Source organism: Arthrobacter sp. HMWF013 (genome assembly GCF_003061105.1).
Classification (GTDB): domain Bacteria; phylum Actinomycetota; class Actinomycetes; order Actinomycetales; family Micrococcaceae; genus Arthrobacter.
In genome coordinates, this window is sequence record NZ_QAIQ01000109.1 from 1 (window position 1) to 15,123 (window position 15,123).

A 15,123-nucleotide genomic window follows, 5' to 3' on the forward strand; every position below is an offset into this window, starting at 1 on the left:
CCGCCGGATCAGCACCGGAATCAGCTCCACCACGGGCGTCGGTGACCACGTCAGCAAGCACGGCAAAGCCGGCATTGATCGCCGCAAATGCCTCCGCCACCACCGCGCTTGTTCCCATGAATTCATCATCACAGGTGGGTCTGACAATAACGCGGCAGGCCGAGGGGAAGAGTCGAGGTGAGCGAAAAGGCGAAGTTGCTGCCATGCGCTCACGCCCATTTAGGCCCGGCCCCGAAGAACGCGAAGAAAGCGCAGAAAAGCCCGGCGCGTCCGTGGACGCACCGGGCATTCCAGTAAGCAACCGGGCATTTCAGTAAGCAACCGGGCAGGAACGTACAGCTATGACGCCGCTGTTCCCCGCGGGCCCAAGAGTCCCCCACCAGGAGACACCAGCGGGCCCGCGGAAAGGGCAGCTTAGCCGCGCAGGCGGTCCATGCCCGGATCGAACAGGGGCTCGGCCGTCACGGTGGCGGCGATGCGCTTCCCGAAGTACTCGATCTCCACCGAATCCCCGATTGAAACCGAAGCCGGCAGCCAGGCGTACGCGAGCGGCTTGCGGACCGAGTAACCGTAGGCGGCGCTGGTGACGTAACCAACCGCGGAACCGGCCACGTACACCGGTTCCTTGCCCAGCACGATGGACGTCCCGTCGTCGACCGTCAGGCACCGCAGCGCGCGGGTGGCGGGCTGCTCCTTCCGGGCGATCAATGCCTCAGCGCCCACAAAGCCGGTCTTGTCCTTGGCCACCGAGAAGCCCAGGCCCGACTCGTACGGGTGGTGCTCGGAGGTCATGTCCGTGCCCCAGAGCCGGTAGCCCTTCTCGAGGCGCATGCTGTTGAACGCGCCACGGCCGGCCGCGATGATGCCGTGCTCCCGGCCCGCCTCGAACAGCAGGTCCCAGAGCTTCAGCCCGTACTCGGCCGTGGAGTACAGCTCCCAGCCGAGCTCCCCCACGTAAGAGAGCCGCATGGCCGTGACAGGAATGCCGCCCACCGAAATTTGCTTGGTGCGGAAGTACTTGAGCCCGTCGTTGGTCAGGTCATCAGAACTGACCTTGCCGATCACTTCGCGGGCAAGCGGCCCCCACAGCCCGATGCAGCAGGTGCTGCCGGTGATGTCCGAGACGTGCACCCACTGGGCAGGATCCGCGGCCGACTGCTGACGGGCCTCCACCCGGAGGTAGTCAAAGTCCACGTTGCTGTTCACGCCCAGCTGGAACTCTTCCTCCGCCAAACGCGCCACGGTCACATCGCTGAGGATGCCGCCGTCGTCCGCCAGAAGCAGGCAGTACGTCACGGCGCCCGGCTTCTTGGCGATATTGCCCGTGCTGAGCCTGTGAAGCAGCGCCTGCGCACCAGGCCCAACCACTGACAGCCGCTTGAGCGGCGTCATGTCGTAGAGCCCGACGGCGGTGCGCGTCTTCCACGCTTCAGCTGCGGAAATGGGGGACGAGAACATTCCGGCCCACTCGTCCCGCTGCGGCGGCTGCCACTCTTCCGGAAGCTCGGCAAGGAGGCTGCGGTTGGCCTCGAACCAGTGCGGACGTTCCCAGGCGGCGGACTCCAGGAAGAATGCGCCGAGCTCCTTTTGGCGGACGTTGAACGGGGCGACGCGCAGGTCCCGCGGGGATTCCTTGGGCTGCAGCGGGTGCAGGATGTCGTAGATTTCCACGAAGTTCTGCTGGGAGGTCTCGCTGACGTATTGATCGGACGTCTGGACTTCCTCGAAGCGGGTCAGCTCGCAGCCGTGCAGGTCTGTGCGGGACTGCCCTTCGACCAGCAGCTCGGCCATGGCCCTGGCCACGCCGGCCGAGTGGGTGACCCAGACGGCCTCGGCCACAAAGAAGCCCTTAAGGTCGGGCGCCTCCCCCATCAGCGGACCGCCGTCGGGGGTGAAGGAGAAGATTCCGTTGAAGCCGTCGTCAATCTGCGTTTTGTGCAGGGCAGGCAGCAGGTCCTGGCAGTCCTGCCAGGAGGGCGCGAAGTCCTCCAGCGTGAAGTCCAGGCGGGACGGCATGTTGTGATCGGACATGTCCTCCGCGCCGACGCGGGGCAGCCGCTCCATGTCCACCGGCAATGGCTTGTGGGCGTAGCTGCCGATGCCGATCCGGTTGCCGTGTTCGCGGAAATAAAGGTCCCGGTCCTGGTAGCGCAGGATGGGCTTGGTAGCCCCGTTGGGAAGGTCGTTGACGCCGCGCAGTTCGTCCAGCGGGGTGGTCTTCACGTACTGGTGGGCCAGCGGCAGCAGCGGAACCTTCAGGCCTACCATCTTGCCGAGTTCGCGGCCCCAGAAGCCCGCACAGGACACCACGATGTCCGCCGGGATCACGCCGTCGGCCGTTTCAACACCGGTGACCTTCCCGCCCGACTGCTCGATGCCGGTCACGGCGGTGGAGCCGCGGAAGGTCACACCTGCTGCACTCGCCTTCGCGATCAGCAGCTGCACGGCGCGGGCCGCCGATGCCAGGCCGTCGGAGGGCACCAGGAGGCCGCCCAGGATCCGGCGGCCGTCAGCGAGCGCGCCGGTGTTAAGCAGCGGATAGTGCTTCTCGCACTCGTCGGCATCGATGATCCGGCCTTCGATGCCCCAGGAGGTGGCGTAGCCGAGCTTCCGGTTGAGGTCCTGCAGCCGCGCTTCGGTGGTGGCCAGTTCCAGTCCGCCCACCTGGTTGAAACAGGAGATGCCGTCCGCGCTGAGGGAGAGCAGCTTGTCCACGGTGTAGCTGGCAAATTCGGTCATGGTCTTGGACGGGTTCGTCTGGAAGACCAGGCCGGGGGCGTGCGAGGTGGAGCCGCCGGCCAGCTCCAACGGGCCCTGTTCCACCACCGTGATGTTGGTCCAGCCGCGGGTGGCGAGTTCGTCCGCGAGGTTGGTGCCAACGATGCCGGCGCCGATGATGACAACGCGTGGTGATGCGCTCATAAGTGTTTCTCCTGGTTTTGCTTTGGCGTTTGCGTTAGCGGAAGACGACGGTGCGGGTGTTGTTAAGCAGGACGCGGTGCTGGCAGTGCCACTTCACGGCCCGGGACAGCGCCTGCGTTTCGGCATCCCGGCCCACAGTGACCAGGGCATCCGCGTCGAGGCTGTGGTCCACCCGGAAGACTTCCTGCTCGATGATGGGACCCTCGTCAAGGTCGGCGGTCACGTAGTGCGCCGTGGCGCCGACGAGCTTCACGCCACGGTCGTACGCCTGGTGGTAGGGCTTGGCGCCCTTGAAGCCGGGCAGGAATGAGTGGTGGATGTTGATGGCGCGGCCGCGGAGGCTGGTGCACAGCTCGTTGGAGAGCACCTGCATGTAGCGGGCCAGGACCACGAGGTCCGCGTTGTACTCGGCCACCAGTTCATGCAGCCGGGCTTCCGCCTCGGGCTTGGTTGCGGCGGTGACCGGAACGTGGATAAAAGTCAGGCCAGCGGCCTCCGCCATGGGGCGGAGGTCCTCGTGGTTGGAAACCACGACGGCGATCTCCGCGCCGAGGCTGCCTGCCTGCCACCGGAAGATGAGGTCATTGAGGCAGTGCCCGAACTTTGAGACCATCACCAGGAGCCGCTGGGGCCTGCCGTCATGGATGGTGAACTCCATGCCGAACTCACTGGCTATGGACGCGAACTCGGCTGCAAGTACCTGTTGGCTGAGCTCGTCGGCACCGCCGCCCGTGAAGGCAGTTCTCAGGTACAGGTTGCCGCTGACGTGGTCGTCGAACTGTTTGTGCTCCACGATGTCGAAGCCGCGGTCGGCCAGGAAGGCAGTCACTGCCCGGACGATGCCGGGCTGCTCGGGGCAGGACAGGGTGAGGACAAATTCAGCGGGACGGGTCTTGGCGGCTGCTGTTACGGCGCCGGCCACAGCGGTGGAACTGTGCGCCGGGCGGCTTTCGATGACAGTGGTCATGGGTTCTCCTGAGCTGCTGGTGTGGGCTTGGTGGCAGTAACGGCGGCGATGGAGCCGGTGTTGGTGGCATCCCCGGGGCAGCGGCCGTCCGCCAAACAGCGGTCGCCGCATTCATGCCTGGTCACGAGGTCGAACTGGACTCCGCCATGCTGGTCAACACCGTCACGGATGGCGCGTTCGACCACCGAGTCGGCAAGCCGGCGTCGGAGTGAAAGCGGGTCCCGGCGCAGATCCTTGACGAGCGCAAAGCACAGCAGCAGCATGACCAGCACGAACGGCAGGGCCGCTACGATGGTGATGCGTTGCAGGCCGGCCAGCGCTTCCGATGGTTTGTCGCCGCCGGCCAGCAGCATCACAGCCGCCACAGCTCCGGTGAGGAGGCCCCAGAAGATGACCAGCCCGCGCTTGGGTTCGGAGGAACCGTTCGAGCTCAGGGACCCCATGATCAGGGATGCCGAGTCGGCACCCGTGACGAAGAAGATCCCCACCAGGACCATCGCCAGAACAATGACGGCCGCGGTCAGCCAGTCCGGCATGGACAGGTTCTTCACCAGGTCGAACAGCGCGCCGTCGAAGTTGACGGACGCCGAACCGCTGCTCATGTCCACCAGCCCTGGCTGGTTCGCCTTGTCGGCCTCTTGCTGGACATGGAAGGCGGTCCCGCCGAAGATTCCGAACCAGATCACGCTGACCAGGCTGGGGACCAGCAGCACGCCGGTGACGAACTGGCGGATGGTGCGGCCGCGGCTGATCCGGGCGATGAACATTCCCACAAAGGGTGTCCAGGAAACCCACCAGGCCCAGTAGAAGATGGTCCAGCCGGACATCCAGGTGCGGAGGGACTCATCCCCCACTGCCTCGGTGCGGGACGCCATCTCGGCAAGGTCACGGGCGTAGTCCCCCACGGCAGCGGGGATGAGGTTGAGGATGAAGAGCGTGGGCCCGGCGATAAAGACGATGAGTGCCAGGAGCACGGCCAGGACCATGTTGATGTTGGACAGCCACTGGATGCCGCGGCTGATCCCGGACACCGCCGAGGCCACGAAACAGGCAGTCAGGATGGCAACGATGGCTACCAGTACGGGTGTGCCGATCTCGCCCATCCAGCCGTTTGAGGTCAGTCCGCTGCCGATCTGCAGGGCACCGAGGCCCAGCGAAGCGGCCGTGCCGAAGAGTGTCGCGAAGATGGCAAGGATGTTGATGAACTTTCCGACCGGGCCTTCCACCGTCCTGATGCCGAAAAGGGAGGTGAAGGCTGCGGAGATCAGCTGCCTGCGGCCCAGGCGGTAGGTGCCGTACGCCATGGCGATTCCGACGACGGCATACATGGCCCACGGGTGCAGGGTCCAGTGGAAGATGGAGGTGGCCATGGCGGTCTGGATTGCCGCAGGGGTCCTTCCGTCCACGGTACCGGGGGGCGGGGAGATGTAGTGGTAAAGCGGCTCGGCTACGCCGTAGAACATCAGGCCAATGCCCATACCGGCGGCAAACATCATGGCAACCCAGGAGACCGTCCGGAACTCGGGTTTCTCCCCGTCTTTGCCAAGGGGGATGTTTCCCCACTTGCCGAGGGCCAGCCACAGGACGAAAACAACAAACAATGAGGCCAGGACCATAAACAGCCAGCCCGTGTACTCCATCACCCAGTCGAGGGCGAGGGTTGAGGTGGCGGACAGGCTGTCACGGCCGAGGAAACCCCAGGCCACGAACGCCAGGGCGAGCACGCCAGTGATGCCGAACGTGGTTTTATCAAGAGTCAGTTTGCGGTTCCGCCGCCCGGCAACGGCCCGTTCGGCTTTCGTCTGGCGGAGTTCGTGCATGATCTGTTCGGTGTCCTCCGCCTCGGCGAGAGGGTCGAAGGATGCGGGAGTGATGTCGGGCTCGGCAGCAGGGTTGCCGTCCTGACGGATGTCGCTGTTCAAAGCCATGAGCAGGTCCTTTGGTTCGGATTCATGCGCTGGTGCCGGACGTGGCCGTCCACCGTCAGGCGTGGCGGAAGGTTGGGGGCTTCCGTTGATTCGGTGATCATGATGTCGCCGTCGATCACTGTTACTTCATGCGAGCGGACCGGCAGGTTGGCTGGCAGGTTGGCCGGCGGGGCGTCGACGCTTCCTGTGCGCAGGGTGAACCCGGAGGAATGGAGGGGACCATCCACCGAGCGGTTCTCAACCCAGCCATCGGCCACGAATGAGTCCTGGTGGGTGCACATGCCGTCGGGCGCAGATATTCCGCCTGCCTTCGTGTGGATGACGGCGAGGGGAGGTGATGTGTTCAGACGAATTGCTTTCCCGGGAGCAAGTTCACTGAAGGGGCATGCCGTGTGCATATGGGCCTCTTCTTTCATCGGGGATCCTGCATTGTTGGTGCGGCGTCTTCCGGGAGATCGAGTTCCGTCATGAACAACGACCATCGCAATAAGCAACAGAGTGCGCCCCGTCCCTTGAGGTTGTCAAGGGTTTTTTCTTCTATGGCTGCCCGCGGGGCCGATATTGCACAGCCCTTGACAACGACGGTGACCTCGCTCACTCTGTTTCATATAGCGCTTGCTGTTGCGCAAGAAGCAATTCAAGGAGGTCGCATTAGTGCGGGCGCCAGCGAGTGCGTGAGCCTTTCCTGGCAGGTCTTTCCGCCGCCCGCTCGGGCGCGTTAGCTGCACTGGACAGGCGCCTTGGAAACGGCCCACCCTTGCCGTTGGGGCTCTGCTAAATACCGAAGCCGGGCCGCCGCCAACTAAAGCCCACTACTTCCGGTCAACCAGTACGGGCTCAAACTGCAGCTCGCGGGCAGTTCCGATGTCTACGACAGGCTGGAATTCAAGGCGGGTGGCGTCTGCACAGCCACAGCTGCCTTGCCGTCTACTACCGAGGGAAGTCCCGGTGGCGCTTCTCGGCCTGAACCAGCTGAAATCTTTACCAAGTGCGGCGGAGCCTCGCGGTGCGAGCCCCGGCACTCGCCGGGCTCCCGTCCGGGCGTTCCTGCGTTTTACCGCCCGGTGTAGCCCATCTTTGCGCTCACTTGAAGACCCGCTTCTTTGATGCCTTCCACCAGGCCCGGCTCCTTTTCAGGGTCGAAGCGGAAGGCCGGCCCGGAGATACTGATGGCGCCAACGACCGTTCCGAGGTGGTTGTACACGGGGACAGACATGGAGTTGATCCCGATTTCGAATTCCTCGAGGGTAACGCCGTAGCCGTCCCTGGCCACCTTGATCAGCTCGTTCTCCAGCTTTCCCCGGTTGGTGATGGTCCGCGGAGTGCGTGCGGGCAGCCCGGTCTCTTTCAGGATCCGGTCCCGGTCATCCGCAGACAGTGCCGCAAGCAGGACCTTCCCGCTGGAGGTGGCGTGAAGCGGGGTCAGGCTGCCCACCCAGTCATACGTTGCGAGGGTCGACGGCCCCATGGCCTGATCGACGTTCACCGCGTAATTGGAGCGCAGGACTGCGAGGTTCACGGTCTCCTTGAACTGGTCCGCCAGGCTCTCCATGACCTGGCGGGCCTCCCGGACCAGGCTCAACCTGCCGGGAATGGAGCTCGCCAGCCGAAGGATGCCGAAGCCGAGCTGGTACTTTCCGCGATCGCTGTTCTGGTGGACCATTTCCCTGCTCACCAGCGAACCCAGCAGCCGGGAGACGGTGGACTTGTGGATGCCCATCTCCTCGGCGATATCGCTCACGCCGGCATGGCCATCGCGCGCGAGGATCTCCAGGACCGCAAGGGCCCGGTCCACTGACTGGACGCCGCCGTGCTGGCCGGTCTCCGCGTCGACGTCGGATTCGCGGTCATTGTTCGAAGCCATCATCCATACCCTCAAGTCATTTGCGGCTTGCTTACCCGCCAAAAGGCCGCCTGAAGCGTCCTCCCGGTCAGTTCACCATTTCGATCCTATGCCGTTTGTCCGCAAGGGCGCGGGCATTCGGGTGCCGCACTGCACCAACAGGGCCGTTTGTCCCTGAAATCAGTGATGCTGCAAGGCGGAAATGAGTGCTCGGACTGCACTGCCGCTCACCTGCGCGGCGGCCAGGCGGAAATGAGTGCTCGGACTGCACTGCCGCTCGACGGCGCCGCTGCATGCCGGAACCAGCAAGTGCGGGCTCCCGCCAGCGCCCTACGGGGCCACCGCTTGACGAATGGTGATCCGTGCCACAGAATTGTGGAATCGATCCCATGGAATCGATTCCACGAAGATGAGGAAGCAATGACGTCAGCGGTAACAACGATCAAGGATGTGGCGGCGCTGGCCGGCGTTTCACCCGCGACGGCTTCGCGCGTACTCTCCGGCAACCCCGCCACGTCCAAGGAGTCGCGGGAGAGAGTGGTGGCGGCGGCGTCGGAGCTGGATTTCCATCCCAACGCACAGGCCCGCGCACTGAGGTCCACCCGGACAAATGTGATCGGGCTGCTCCTCTCCGATGTCCGTAACCCGTTTTTCGCCGACCTGGCCCATGCCGCCGAACAGGCAGCGCTGGCCGAAGGCTTCGTCACGCTGCTCGGAAATGCCAACGAAAACATGGAGCAGCAGGACCGGTACCTGGACACCTTTATCTCCCAGCGGGTGGACGGTGTCATCGCGGCACCCCAGGGCGAAGGCAGCTCCAGCCTTCAGTCGCTCCTGGACCGGGGCGTCCCTACAGTGTTTGTGGACCGGACCGTGGATGGCATCAACGTTCCGAGCGTCACCACCGACAGCGCACGCGGCATTCGCCAGGCCGTGGAGCACCTTCTTGGCCAAGGCCACACCAGGGTGGGCTACATCGCCGGACCGCAGACAACCTCCACAGGCAGGGAGCGGCTCCGCTCGTTCTCGGCAGCGGCCCAGGAAGCCGGCCTCAGCACCGATCCGGATCTGACCTACTTCGGCGACTTCCGTTCAGCCAGCGGCTCGGCCGGTGCCCAACAGCTACTGGCCCTCCCGGAGCCGCCAACCGCTCTGCTGGCCGCCGACAGCCCCATGGCCGTGGGAGCGCTGGCAACCCTGAACAGCATGGGAATCCGGATCGGCCAGGACATGGCCGTCATTGCCTTCGACGATATTGAGTGGTTCTCGTTGCTTGAAACCCCGCTCACCGTCATCTCCAACGACGTGGAGGCCATGGGGCGTGCTTCCGTCCGACTCCTTCTGGACGTGATCGGCGGCGGGAGACCTGAATCCATTGTCCTACCCAGCGAGCTCATTGTCCGCGCTTCCTCAGCCGGGCCGCACCACTAGCAAAGCGGCGGGTCCGCCATAGCCACCCAAGATTCGACATATGCCCGGTCTTCACACCAGGCCAGAAGATATCCATCGAAAGAGCAGGTTCAATGAACAAGGTTTTTGTGGTCGGGAGCCTCAATATCGACCAGACAATCCGCGCCCATTCCCTTCCCCGGCCCGGCGAGACAGTGCATGGCTCGGACGCCACCTTCCGCCCGGGCGGAAAAGGCGGCAACCAGGCCGTGGCCGCAGCCCGGGCGGGCGCGGAAGTGCACTTCACCGGCGCCGTGGGGAATGACCACCATGGGAAAACCATCCTTGATGTCCTCGACGGGTCAGGGGTACGCACCGCCGGGCTGCGCGTAGTCGAGGACAGCCCCACGGGAACCGCCGTCATTGCGGTGGACGACGCCGGGAACAACCAGATCCTGGTGTGTCCAGGCGCGAATTTCAGGCTCACGCCCAACGACGTTGAGGCCGGGCTTGCCGAATTGCAGGACGGGGACGTCCTTGTCCTGCAGCTGGAGATCCCTGCCCCGCTCGTCCGGCATGCCGCACGGCTGGCCAAGTCACGCGGAGCGCTGGTCCTGCTCAATGCCGCTCCTGCACCCCGGCAGACCGACTCCTTGTTCGAGAACATCGATCTGCTGATCGTCAACGAACAGGAGATCATGGACCTTGCCGCGACATGTGGCATGCCCGCCACTGACTACCGGGATCTGGTCACCGCCCTGCCGGCCGTCCTTGGCCCAGCCATCCTCTGCACCGCCGGAGAAACCGGATCGTTTGCAGTGATCAGGGGCGGACTGGTGCAGGTTTCCGCCCCCACAGTTGTTGCCCGGGACACCACGGGAGCCGGCGACACCTACGTGGGTTACCTCGCTGCCGCCCTGGCAGCCGCTCCCGGCGACCTGCTGGCGGCCATGGAACTGGCTGCACAGGCTTCAGCCCTTACCGTCCAGCGACCTGGCGCCATGGAATCGATTCCATGGCGGGCCGGCATCGCAAGTTCATCCCCTTCCCCATCCGCTCAGACACTGCCTGCCCACCAGGCCTAAGACCTGCCTCAATTAAGGAGACCCACATGAAAATCGCACTCGGCAACGACCACGCAGGCTTTCCCCTCAAAGAATTTGTCCGCACGGTTTTAGAGGACCTCGGCCATGAAGTCATCGACTGCGGGGCACCCAGTGAGGCCCCGGTGGATTTCCCGGATATCACCCGGGCTACCTGCAACCTCGTCAGGACCGGCGAAGCCGAGCGCGCCGTGCTCGTTTGCGGTACGGGAGTGGGTGCAGTGATGGCCGCCAACAAGATTCCAGGAATCCGCTGCGCGCTGGGCCACGATGTCTACTCCGCCCATCAAAGCGTGGAACACGACGATGCGAATGTGATCGCCATGGGTGCCTGGCTGGTGGGCCGGGCCACCGCCCAGGAAGTCCTGCACTCTTTCCTCGACGCCAAGTTCGACAACGACGAGGACACCATCCGCCGGGTCGGCAAACTCCGCGACATGGAGCTGGAAGCGGCCCGGGAACTGGCCGCCCAGATCTGAAATCCCGCTACACCTAAGTTCAGCAGGCTTGCGGCGCCCCGCCCAGGCCACAGAGCAATATCAAAGGAGATATACAAATGAGTGCAGAAGTCACCGAACGGCAGCGGCAGGCCGCCCAAGGCTCCCCCGGAAAAATCAAAACGGCCATGGCCTCGGCCGCCGGAACCTGCGTAGAAAACTATGACTTTGTTGCCTATGGCACGGCGGCAGCCCTGTACTTCGGCAAAGTCTTTTTCCCCAACACCGATCCCGTTGTCGGAACCCTCCTGGCCTTCGCCACCCTCGCAGTGGGCTTCCTCATGCGCCCCATCGGCGGAGCCGTCGGCGGCTACCTCGGCGACAAATACGGCCGCAAGCCAGTACTCGTAGGCGCCCTGCTCACCATGGGCATTGCCACGGTTCTGATCGGCTGCCTCCCCACCTACGCCCAGGTGGGCATCCTCGCGCCGATCCTGCTGGTCATCATCCGGATGATCCAGGGCCTTGCGTTTGGTGCAGAATGGGGCGGCGCAGTCATGATGACCTTTGAGCACGCCCCCTGGAAGCAGCGCGGCCGCTTCGCCGCGATCCCGCAGGCGGGCAACCCGCTGGGCATCACGCTGGCCAACGCCGCGTTCCTGCTGTCCGCCTCCCTGCAGACCGACTGGGCCTGGCGCCTGCCGTTCCTCGCCAGCGCCATCCTGATCGTTGTGGGGCTGGTTGTCCGGATGAAGCTTGAGGAATCCCCCGAGTTCGAACACACCAAGGCCACCGGCGCGATCGTCAAGAACCCGCTGGCAACAGTGATCAAGAACGACTGGCGGAACATCCTGCGCGTGATCTCCCTCCGGGTCGTGGAAAGTTGCGCCTACTACGTCACGGCCACGTACCTGCTGTCCTACATCACCAAGAACAACCCGGATGACCGTGCGGTAGGCCTCACCGGAATCGTGATCGCCAGCCTCCTGGCCATCCCTGTCACGCTGCTTGCCGGCGCGCTCACCGACCGCATCGGCCGCCGCAGGCTCTACCTTGGCGGAACCATTGCCGTCATCTGCTTCGGCTTCCCGATGTTCCTTCTCAGCAACACCGGGAACCCGTTCCTGATCGTGCTTACCTTCGTGATCGGCATCGGCATCATCCACGCAACCTTCACCGGCACACAGGGCGCCTGGTTCGCGGAGCTGTTCCGGACCAACACCAGGACGTCCGGCGCTTCGATCGGCTACCAGGTTGCCGCCTCGATCTCCGGATTCGCGCCGTTCCTCGCTGTGGTCCTGGCCTCGTCCTTTGGCTGGGCCGGCGGAGCATCGCTGTACGTCCTCGTAGGCGTAATCGGTCTGGTGGGCGTCCTGACCACCCGTGAAACCTGGGGTGCAAAGGAAAAGGCTGAGGTGGATGCCATCCTGGCCGGCGGAGCTGCTGCCCCGACCGACAACCGGACATCGGAAACATCCGTCCGCTAAAAGTGCCACTGCCACACCGCCCCCGGCATCATCCTGTCTGCAGGATGCTGCCGGGGGCGGTGGCCGTTAAGACGAAACGGTCCGGCAAGCAGGATACGCCGGTGTATGGCGCAGCATGTACCGGAAGCAGTATTCAACACTCTTTCCGGGACGCGCGGTGCCCGAGACTCTTTGATCCGCGTCGGTAGCCGGGAACGGGAACGCGGTTAGAGCACCTTGCGGATGGTCTTCTCGAAACTGGACACGTGCTCAAGTGCCAGCTTTCCCGCGAGTTCCGCATCGCCGTCGGCCACTGCCTCGAGCAACCGCACGTGCTCGGTGATGTGGCCCGCCACCGACGGCACCTTGTCCAGGACCAGGCACCAGATGCGCGTGGCCAGGTTGTCGTAGCGGATGAGCGAGTCTTCCAAATGGCGGTTGCCGGCGGCACGGTAGATCAGCCGGTGCACGGTGAGGTCGTAGCGCATGAGCTCGCGCTTGTCGGCAGGTTTGGTGTCCATGCCCGCGATGGCTTCCGCAACGGACCGGATTTCCGCACGCATCTCGTCACTGGCGTTGATCGCAGCACGCCGGGCAGCGAGAGGTTCCAGGAGCTCTCGGATGTCCGACACGTCGGCGAGTTCGGTGATGTCAACGATGGTGGCGAATGTGCCCCGGCGCGGATACGAGACCACCAGGTGGTCCACCTCGAGCCGCTTGATGGCCTCGCGCACGGGAGTGCGGCCGAAGCCAAGTTCAGCTGCGAGCTGTCCGTCATTGATGGGCTCCCCGGGACGGATCTCGAGCATGATCAGCTTGTCGCGCAGCTGACGGTAGGCGGCCTCCGCCTGGGACAATACTTCGCCCTCGGCAGGGGGAAGGGCAGGAAATGCGTGCAAGGCGCCACTCCGTTCTTCAGACTCAATGTCGGAGCCGCAAGCGGAAGCGTTGTGCCACTTTGCTGCCAGCCCTTGACTCACTGTGATTCCAATCATACCATTGACCTCACACTGATATATCAGTCAATGCAACAGTGGTATTTCAAAAGGAGCATCCGTGGTTGAGCAGTTGAACGAGCGACTTTCCGTAGTCGATCCCGAGGTCCAGCAGGCCATCGCCAATGAGCTGGGCCGCCAGCAGTCCACCCTGGAAATGATCGCCTCGGAGAATTTCGCCCCCTCCGCAGTCATGGAGGCGCAGGGCTCAGTCCTGACCAACAAGTACGCCGAGGGCTACCCGGGCAAGCGCTACTACGGTGGCTGCGAGCACGTTGATGTGATCGAGCAGCTGGCCATCGACCGGGTCAAGGCCCTGTTCGGCGCAGAATACGCGAACGTCCAGCCGCACTCCGGCGCGCAGGCCAACGCCGCAGCCATGTTCGCCCTGCTGAACCCGGGCGATACCATCATGGGCCTGAACCTGGCGCACGGCGGCCACCTGACCCACGGCATGAAGATCAACTTCTCCGGCAAGCTCTACAACGTGGTTCCGTACCACGTCCGGGAATCCGACCTCCGGATCGATATGGCCGAGGTCGAAGCCCTGGCGCTGGAACACCGGCCCAAGCTGATCGTCGCCGGCTGGTCCGCTTACTCCCGCCAGCTCGACTTCGCCGAGTTCCGCCGCATCGCCGACCTCGTGGGCGCCTACCTGATGGTGGACATGGCCCACTTCGCCGGCCTCGTGGCCGCCGGGCTGCACCCCAACCCGGTGCCTTACGCCGACGTCGTCACCACCACCACGCACAAAACCCTCGGCGGCCCCCGCGGCGGCGTCATCCTCGCCAAGGAGCAGTACGCGAAGAAGATCAACAGCGCAGTGTTCCCCGGCCAGCAGGGCGGCCCGCTCGAACATGTGATCGCCGCCAAGGCCGTGGCTTTCAAGCTCGCAGGCTCCCCGGAGTTCAAGGAACGCCAGGAACGCGTCCTGCAGGGCTCCAAGCTGCTGGCCGAACGCCTCCTTCAGGACGACGTGGCTGCTGCAGGCATCTCCGTGGTCAACGGCGGTACCGACGTGCACCTGATCCTGGTTGACCTGCGCAACTCCGAGCTGGACGGCCAGCAGGCCGAAGACGCCCTGCACCGGATCGGCATCACGGTCAACCGCAACGCTGTTCCGTTCGACCCGCGTCCGCCGATGGTTTCCTCGGGACTCCGGATCGGCACTCCGGCGCTGGCCACCCGCGGCTTCGGCGCCGCGGAATTCACCGAGGTTGCAGACGTCATTGCGACGGCGCTTATCGCCGCTGCCGGCACGGGCACCATTGGTGACCAGACCGTCGTCGAACTCCGCGCCCGGGTCACGGCCCTTGCCGACCAGTTCCCCCTTTACCCCCACCTCAATGAAGGCACCGACGTTGCCGCCTTCGAAGCAGACCTGATTGGAGCCACCAAGTGAGCGCAGACCTCCTTCCCGAGCACCCGGATTTCCTCTGGCGCAACCCGGAGCCCAAGTCCTCCTACGACGCAGTGATTGTGGGCGGCGGCGGGCACGGCCTGGCCACGGCATACTTCCTGGCCAAGAACCACGGCATGACCAACATCGCCGTCCTTGAAAAGGGCTGGCTCGCCGGCGGCAACATGGCCCGGAACACCACCATCATCCGTTCCAACTACCTCTGGGACGAAAGCGCGGCCATCTACGAGCACGCCCTCAAGCTCTGGGAAATCCTGCCCGAGGAACTCGAGTACGACTTCCTGTTCAGCCAGCGCGGCGTGATGAACCTCGCCCACACACTCGGCGACGTACGCGAAAGCATGCGCCGGGTGGGAGCGAACAAGCTCAACGGCGTGGACGCGGAATGGCTGGACCCCAAGCAGGTCAAGGAACTCTGCCCCATCCTGAACATCAACGACAACATCCGCTACCCCGTCATGGGTGCCACCTACCAGCCGCGCGCAGGCATCGCCAAGCACGACCACGTGGCCTGGGCCTTCGCCCGCAAGTGCGACGAAATGGGCGTGGACATCATCCAGAACTGCGAAGTCACCGGCTTCATCAAGGACGGCAACCGGGTCACCGGCGTCAAGACCAACCGCGGCACCATCAACACCGAAAAGGTTGGCCTG

Annotated in this window: 12 protein-coding genes; 6 read left to right on the forward strand and 6 right to left on the reverse strand. The window is 64.3% G+C overall.

What is annotated here, in order from left to right; all coding sequences use genetic code 11:
• Positions 1-414 precede the first annotated feature (414 nt).
• The 5 genes from DBR22_RS05165 to DBR22_RS05185 all read right to left on the reverse strand — a co-directional run bounded on the left by DBR22_RS05165 (position 415) and on the right by DBR22_RS05185 (position 7,681).
• A complete protein-coding gene (locus DBR22_RS05165; RefSeq protein WP_108598094.1) occupies positions 415-2,922 on the reverse strand; it encodes a GcvT family protein in 2,508 nt (835 codons plus the stop codon).
• A 34-nt stretch (positions 2,923-2,956) separates the two neighbouring features.
• The gene (gene purU, locus DBR22_RS05170; protein ID WP_108598095.1) at positions 2,957-3,889 is read right to left on the reverse strand and encodes a formyltetrahydrofolate deformylase; all 933 of its coding nucleotides are present in this window, start codon (positions 3,887-3,889) and stop codon (positions 2,957-2,959) included.
• Positions 3,886-5,817 (reverse strand): BCCT family transporter, encoded by a 1,932-nt coding sequence (locus DBR22_RS05175; RefSeq protein WP_108598096.1) that lies wholly within the window; start codon positions 5,815-5,817, stop codon positions 3,886-3,888. The genes purU and DBR22_RS05175 overlap by 4 nt, the downstream gene beginning before the upstream one ends.
• Positions 5,808-6,233, reverse strand: coding sequence for a Rieske 2Fe-2S domain-containing protein (locus DBR22_RS05180; RefSeq protein WP_308810181.1), 426 nt, complete (start codon positions 6,231-6,233; stop codon positions 5,808-5,810). Before DBR22_RS05180 ends, DBR22_RS05175 begins: the two co-directional genes overlap by 10 nt.
• A 638-nt stretch (positions 6,234-6,871) precedes the next feature.
• A complete protein-coding gene (locus DBR22_RS05185; RefSeq protein WP_108598104.1) occupies positions 6,872-7,681 on the reverse strand; it encodes an IclR family transcriptional regulator in 810 nt (269 codons plus the stop codon).
• A 399-nt stretch (positions 7,682-8,080) separates the two neighbouring features.
• On the opposite strand from DBR22_RS05185, the gene DBR22_RS05190 reads away from it, so the two are divergent.
• The 4 genes from DBR22_RS05190 (at position 8,081) to DBR22_RS05205 (ending at position 12,076) form a co-directional block, all read left to right on the forward strand.
• On the forward strand, positions 8,081-9,091 hold the full coding sequence (locus DBR22_RS05190) for a LacI family DNA-binding transcriptional regulator (RefSeq protein ID WP_108598097.1): 1,011 nt from the start codon (positions 8,081-8,083) through the stop codon (positions 9,089-9,091).
• A 92-nt stretch (positions 9,092-9,183) separates the two neighbouring features.
• Complete coding sequence (locus tag DBR22_RS05195; protein WP_108598098.1) at positions 9,184-10,134, forward strand: ribokinase; 951 nt, start codon at positions 9,184-9,186, stop codon at positions 10,132-10,134.
• 26 nt (positions 10,135-10,160) lie between these two features.
• The gene (locus DBR22_RS05200) at positions 10,161-10,631 is read left to right on the forward strand and encodes an RpiB/LacA/LacB family sugar-phosphate isomerase (protein ID WP_108598099.1); all 471 of its coding nucleotides are present in this window, start codon (positions 10,161-10,163) and stop codon (positions 10,629-10,631) included.
• A gap of 77 nt (positions 10,632-10,708) precedes the next feature.
• Positions 10,709-12,076, forward strand: coding sequence for an MFS transporter (locus tag DBR22_RS05205; RefSeq protein ID WP_108598100.1), 1,368 nt, complete (start codon positions 10,709-10,711; stop codon positions 12,074-12,076).
• Between the two features lie 206 nt (positions 12,077-12,282).
• On the opposite strand, the gene DBR22_RS05210 is transcribed toward DBR22_RS05205, so the two are convergent.
• Positions 12,283-12,954: a GntR family transcriptional regulator gene (locus DBR22_RS05210; RefSeq protein ID WP_108598101.1), complete on the reverse strand. Its 672-nt coding sequence runs from the start codon at positions 12,952-12,954 to the stop codon at positions 12,283-12,285.
• A gap of 157 nt (positions 12,955-13,111) precedes the next feature.
• Here DBR22_RS05210 and glyA point away from each other — a divergent pair, with 157 nt between their 5' ends.
• A complete protein-coding gene (glyA, locus tag DBR22_RS05215; protein ID WP_108598102.1) occupies positions 13,112-14,452 on the forward strand; it encodes a serine hydroxymethyltransferase in 1,341 nt (446 codons plus the stop codon).
• Positions 14,449-15,123 (forward strand): FAD-dependent oxidoreductase (locus tag DBR22_RS05220; RefSeq protein WP_146187395.1); only part of this gene is annotated, 675 nt, incomplete at its 3' end. The genes glyA and DBR22_RS05220, both read left to right, overlap by 4 nt.

What these genes read in the sequence shown, in the direction of transcription:
- DBR22_RS05185 (WP_108598104.1), bottom strand. Translation starts at nt 7,681, where the DNA reads ATGGCTTCGAACAATGACCGCGAATCCGACGTCGACGCGGAGACCGGC.
- DBR22_RS05190 (WP_108598097.1), top strand. Translation starts at nt 8,081, where the DNA reads ATGACGTCAGCGGTAACAACGATCAAGGATGTGGCGGCGCTGGCCGGC.
- DBR22_RS05195 (WP_108598098.1), top strand. Translation starts at nt 9,184, where the DNA reads ATGAACAAGGTTTTTGTGGTCGGGAGCCTCAATATCGACCAGACAATC.
- DBR22_RS05205 (WP_108598100.1), top strand. Translation starts at nt 10,709, where the DNA reads ATGAGTGCAGAAGTCACCGAACGGCAGCGGCAGGCCGCCCAAGGCTCC.
- DBR22_RS05180 (WP_308810181.1), bottom strand. Translation starts at nt 6,233, where the DNA reads ATGAAAGAAGAGGCCCATATGCACACGGCATGCCCCTTCAGTGAACTT.
- DBR22_RS05175 (WP_108598096.1), bottom strand. Translation starts at nt 5,817, where the DNA reads ATGGCTTTGAACAGCGACATCCGTCAGGACGGCAACCCTGCTGCCGAG.
- DBR22_RS05165 (WP_108598094.1), bottom strand. Translation starts at nt 2,922, where the DNA reads ATGAGCGCATCACCACGCGTTGTCATCATCGGCGCCGGCATCGTTGGC.
- purU (WP_108598095.1), bottom strand. Translation starts at nt 3,889, where the DNA reads ATGACCACTGTCATCGAAAGCCGCCCGGCGCACAGTTCCACCGCTGTG.
- DBR22_RS05200 (WP_108598099.1), top strand. Translation starts at nt 10,161, where the DNA reads ATGAAAATCGCACTCGGCAACGACCACGCAGGCTTTCCCCTCAAAGAA.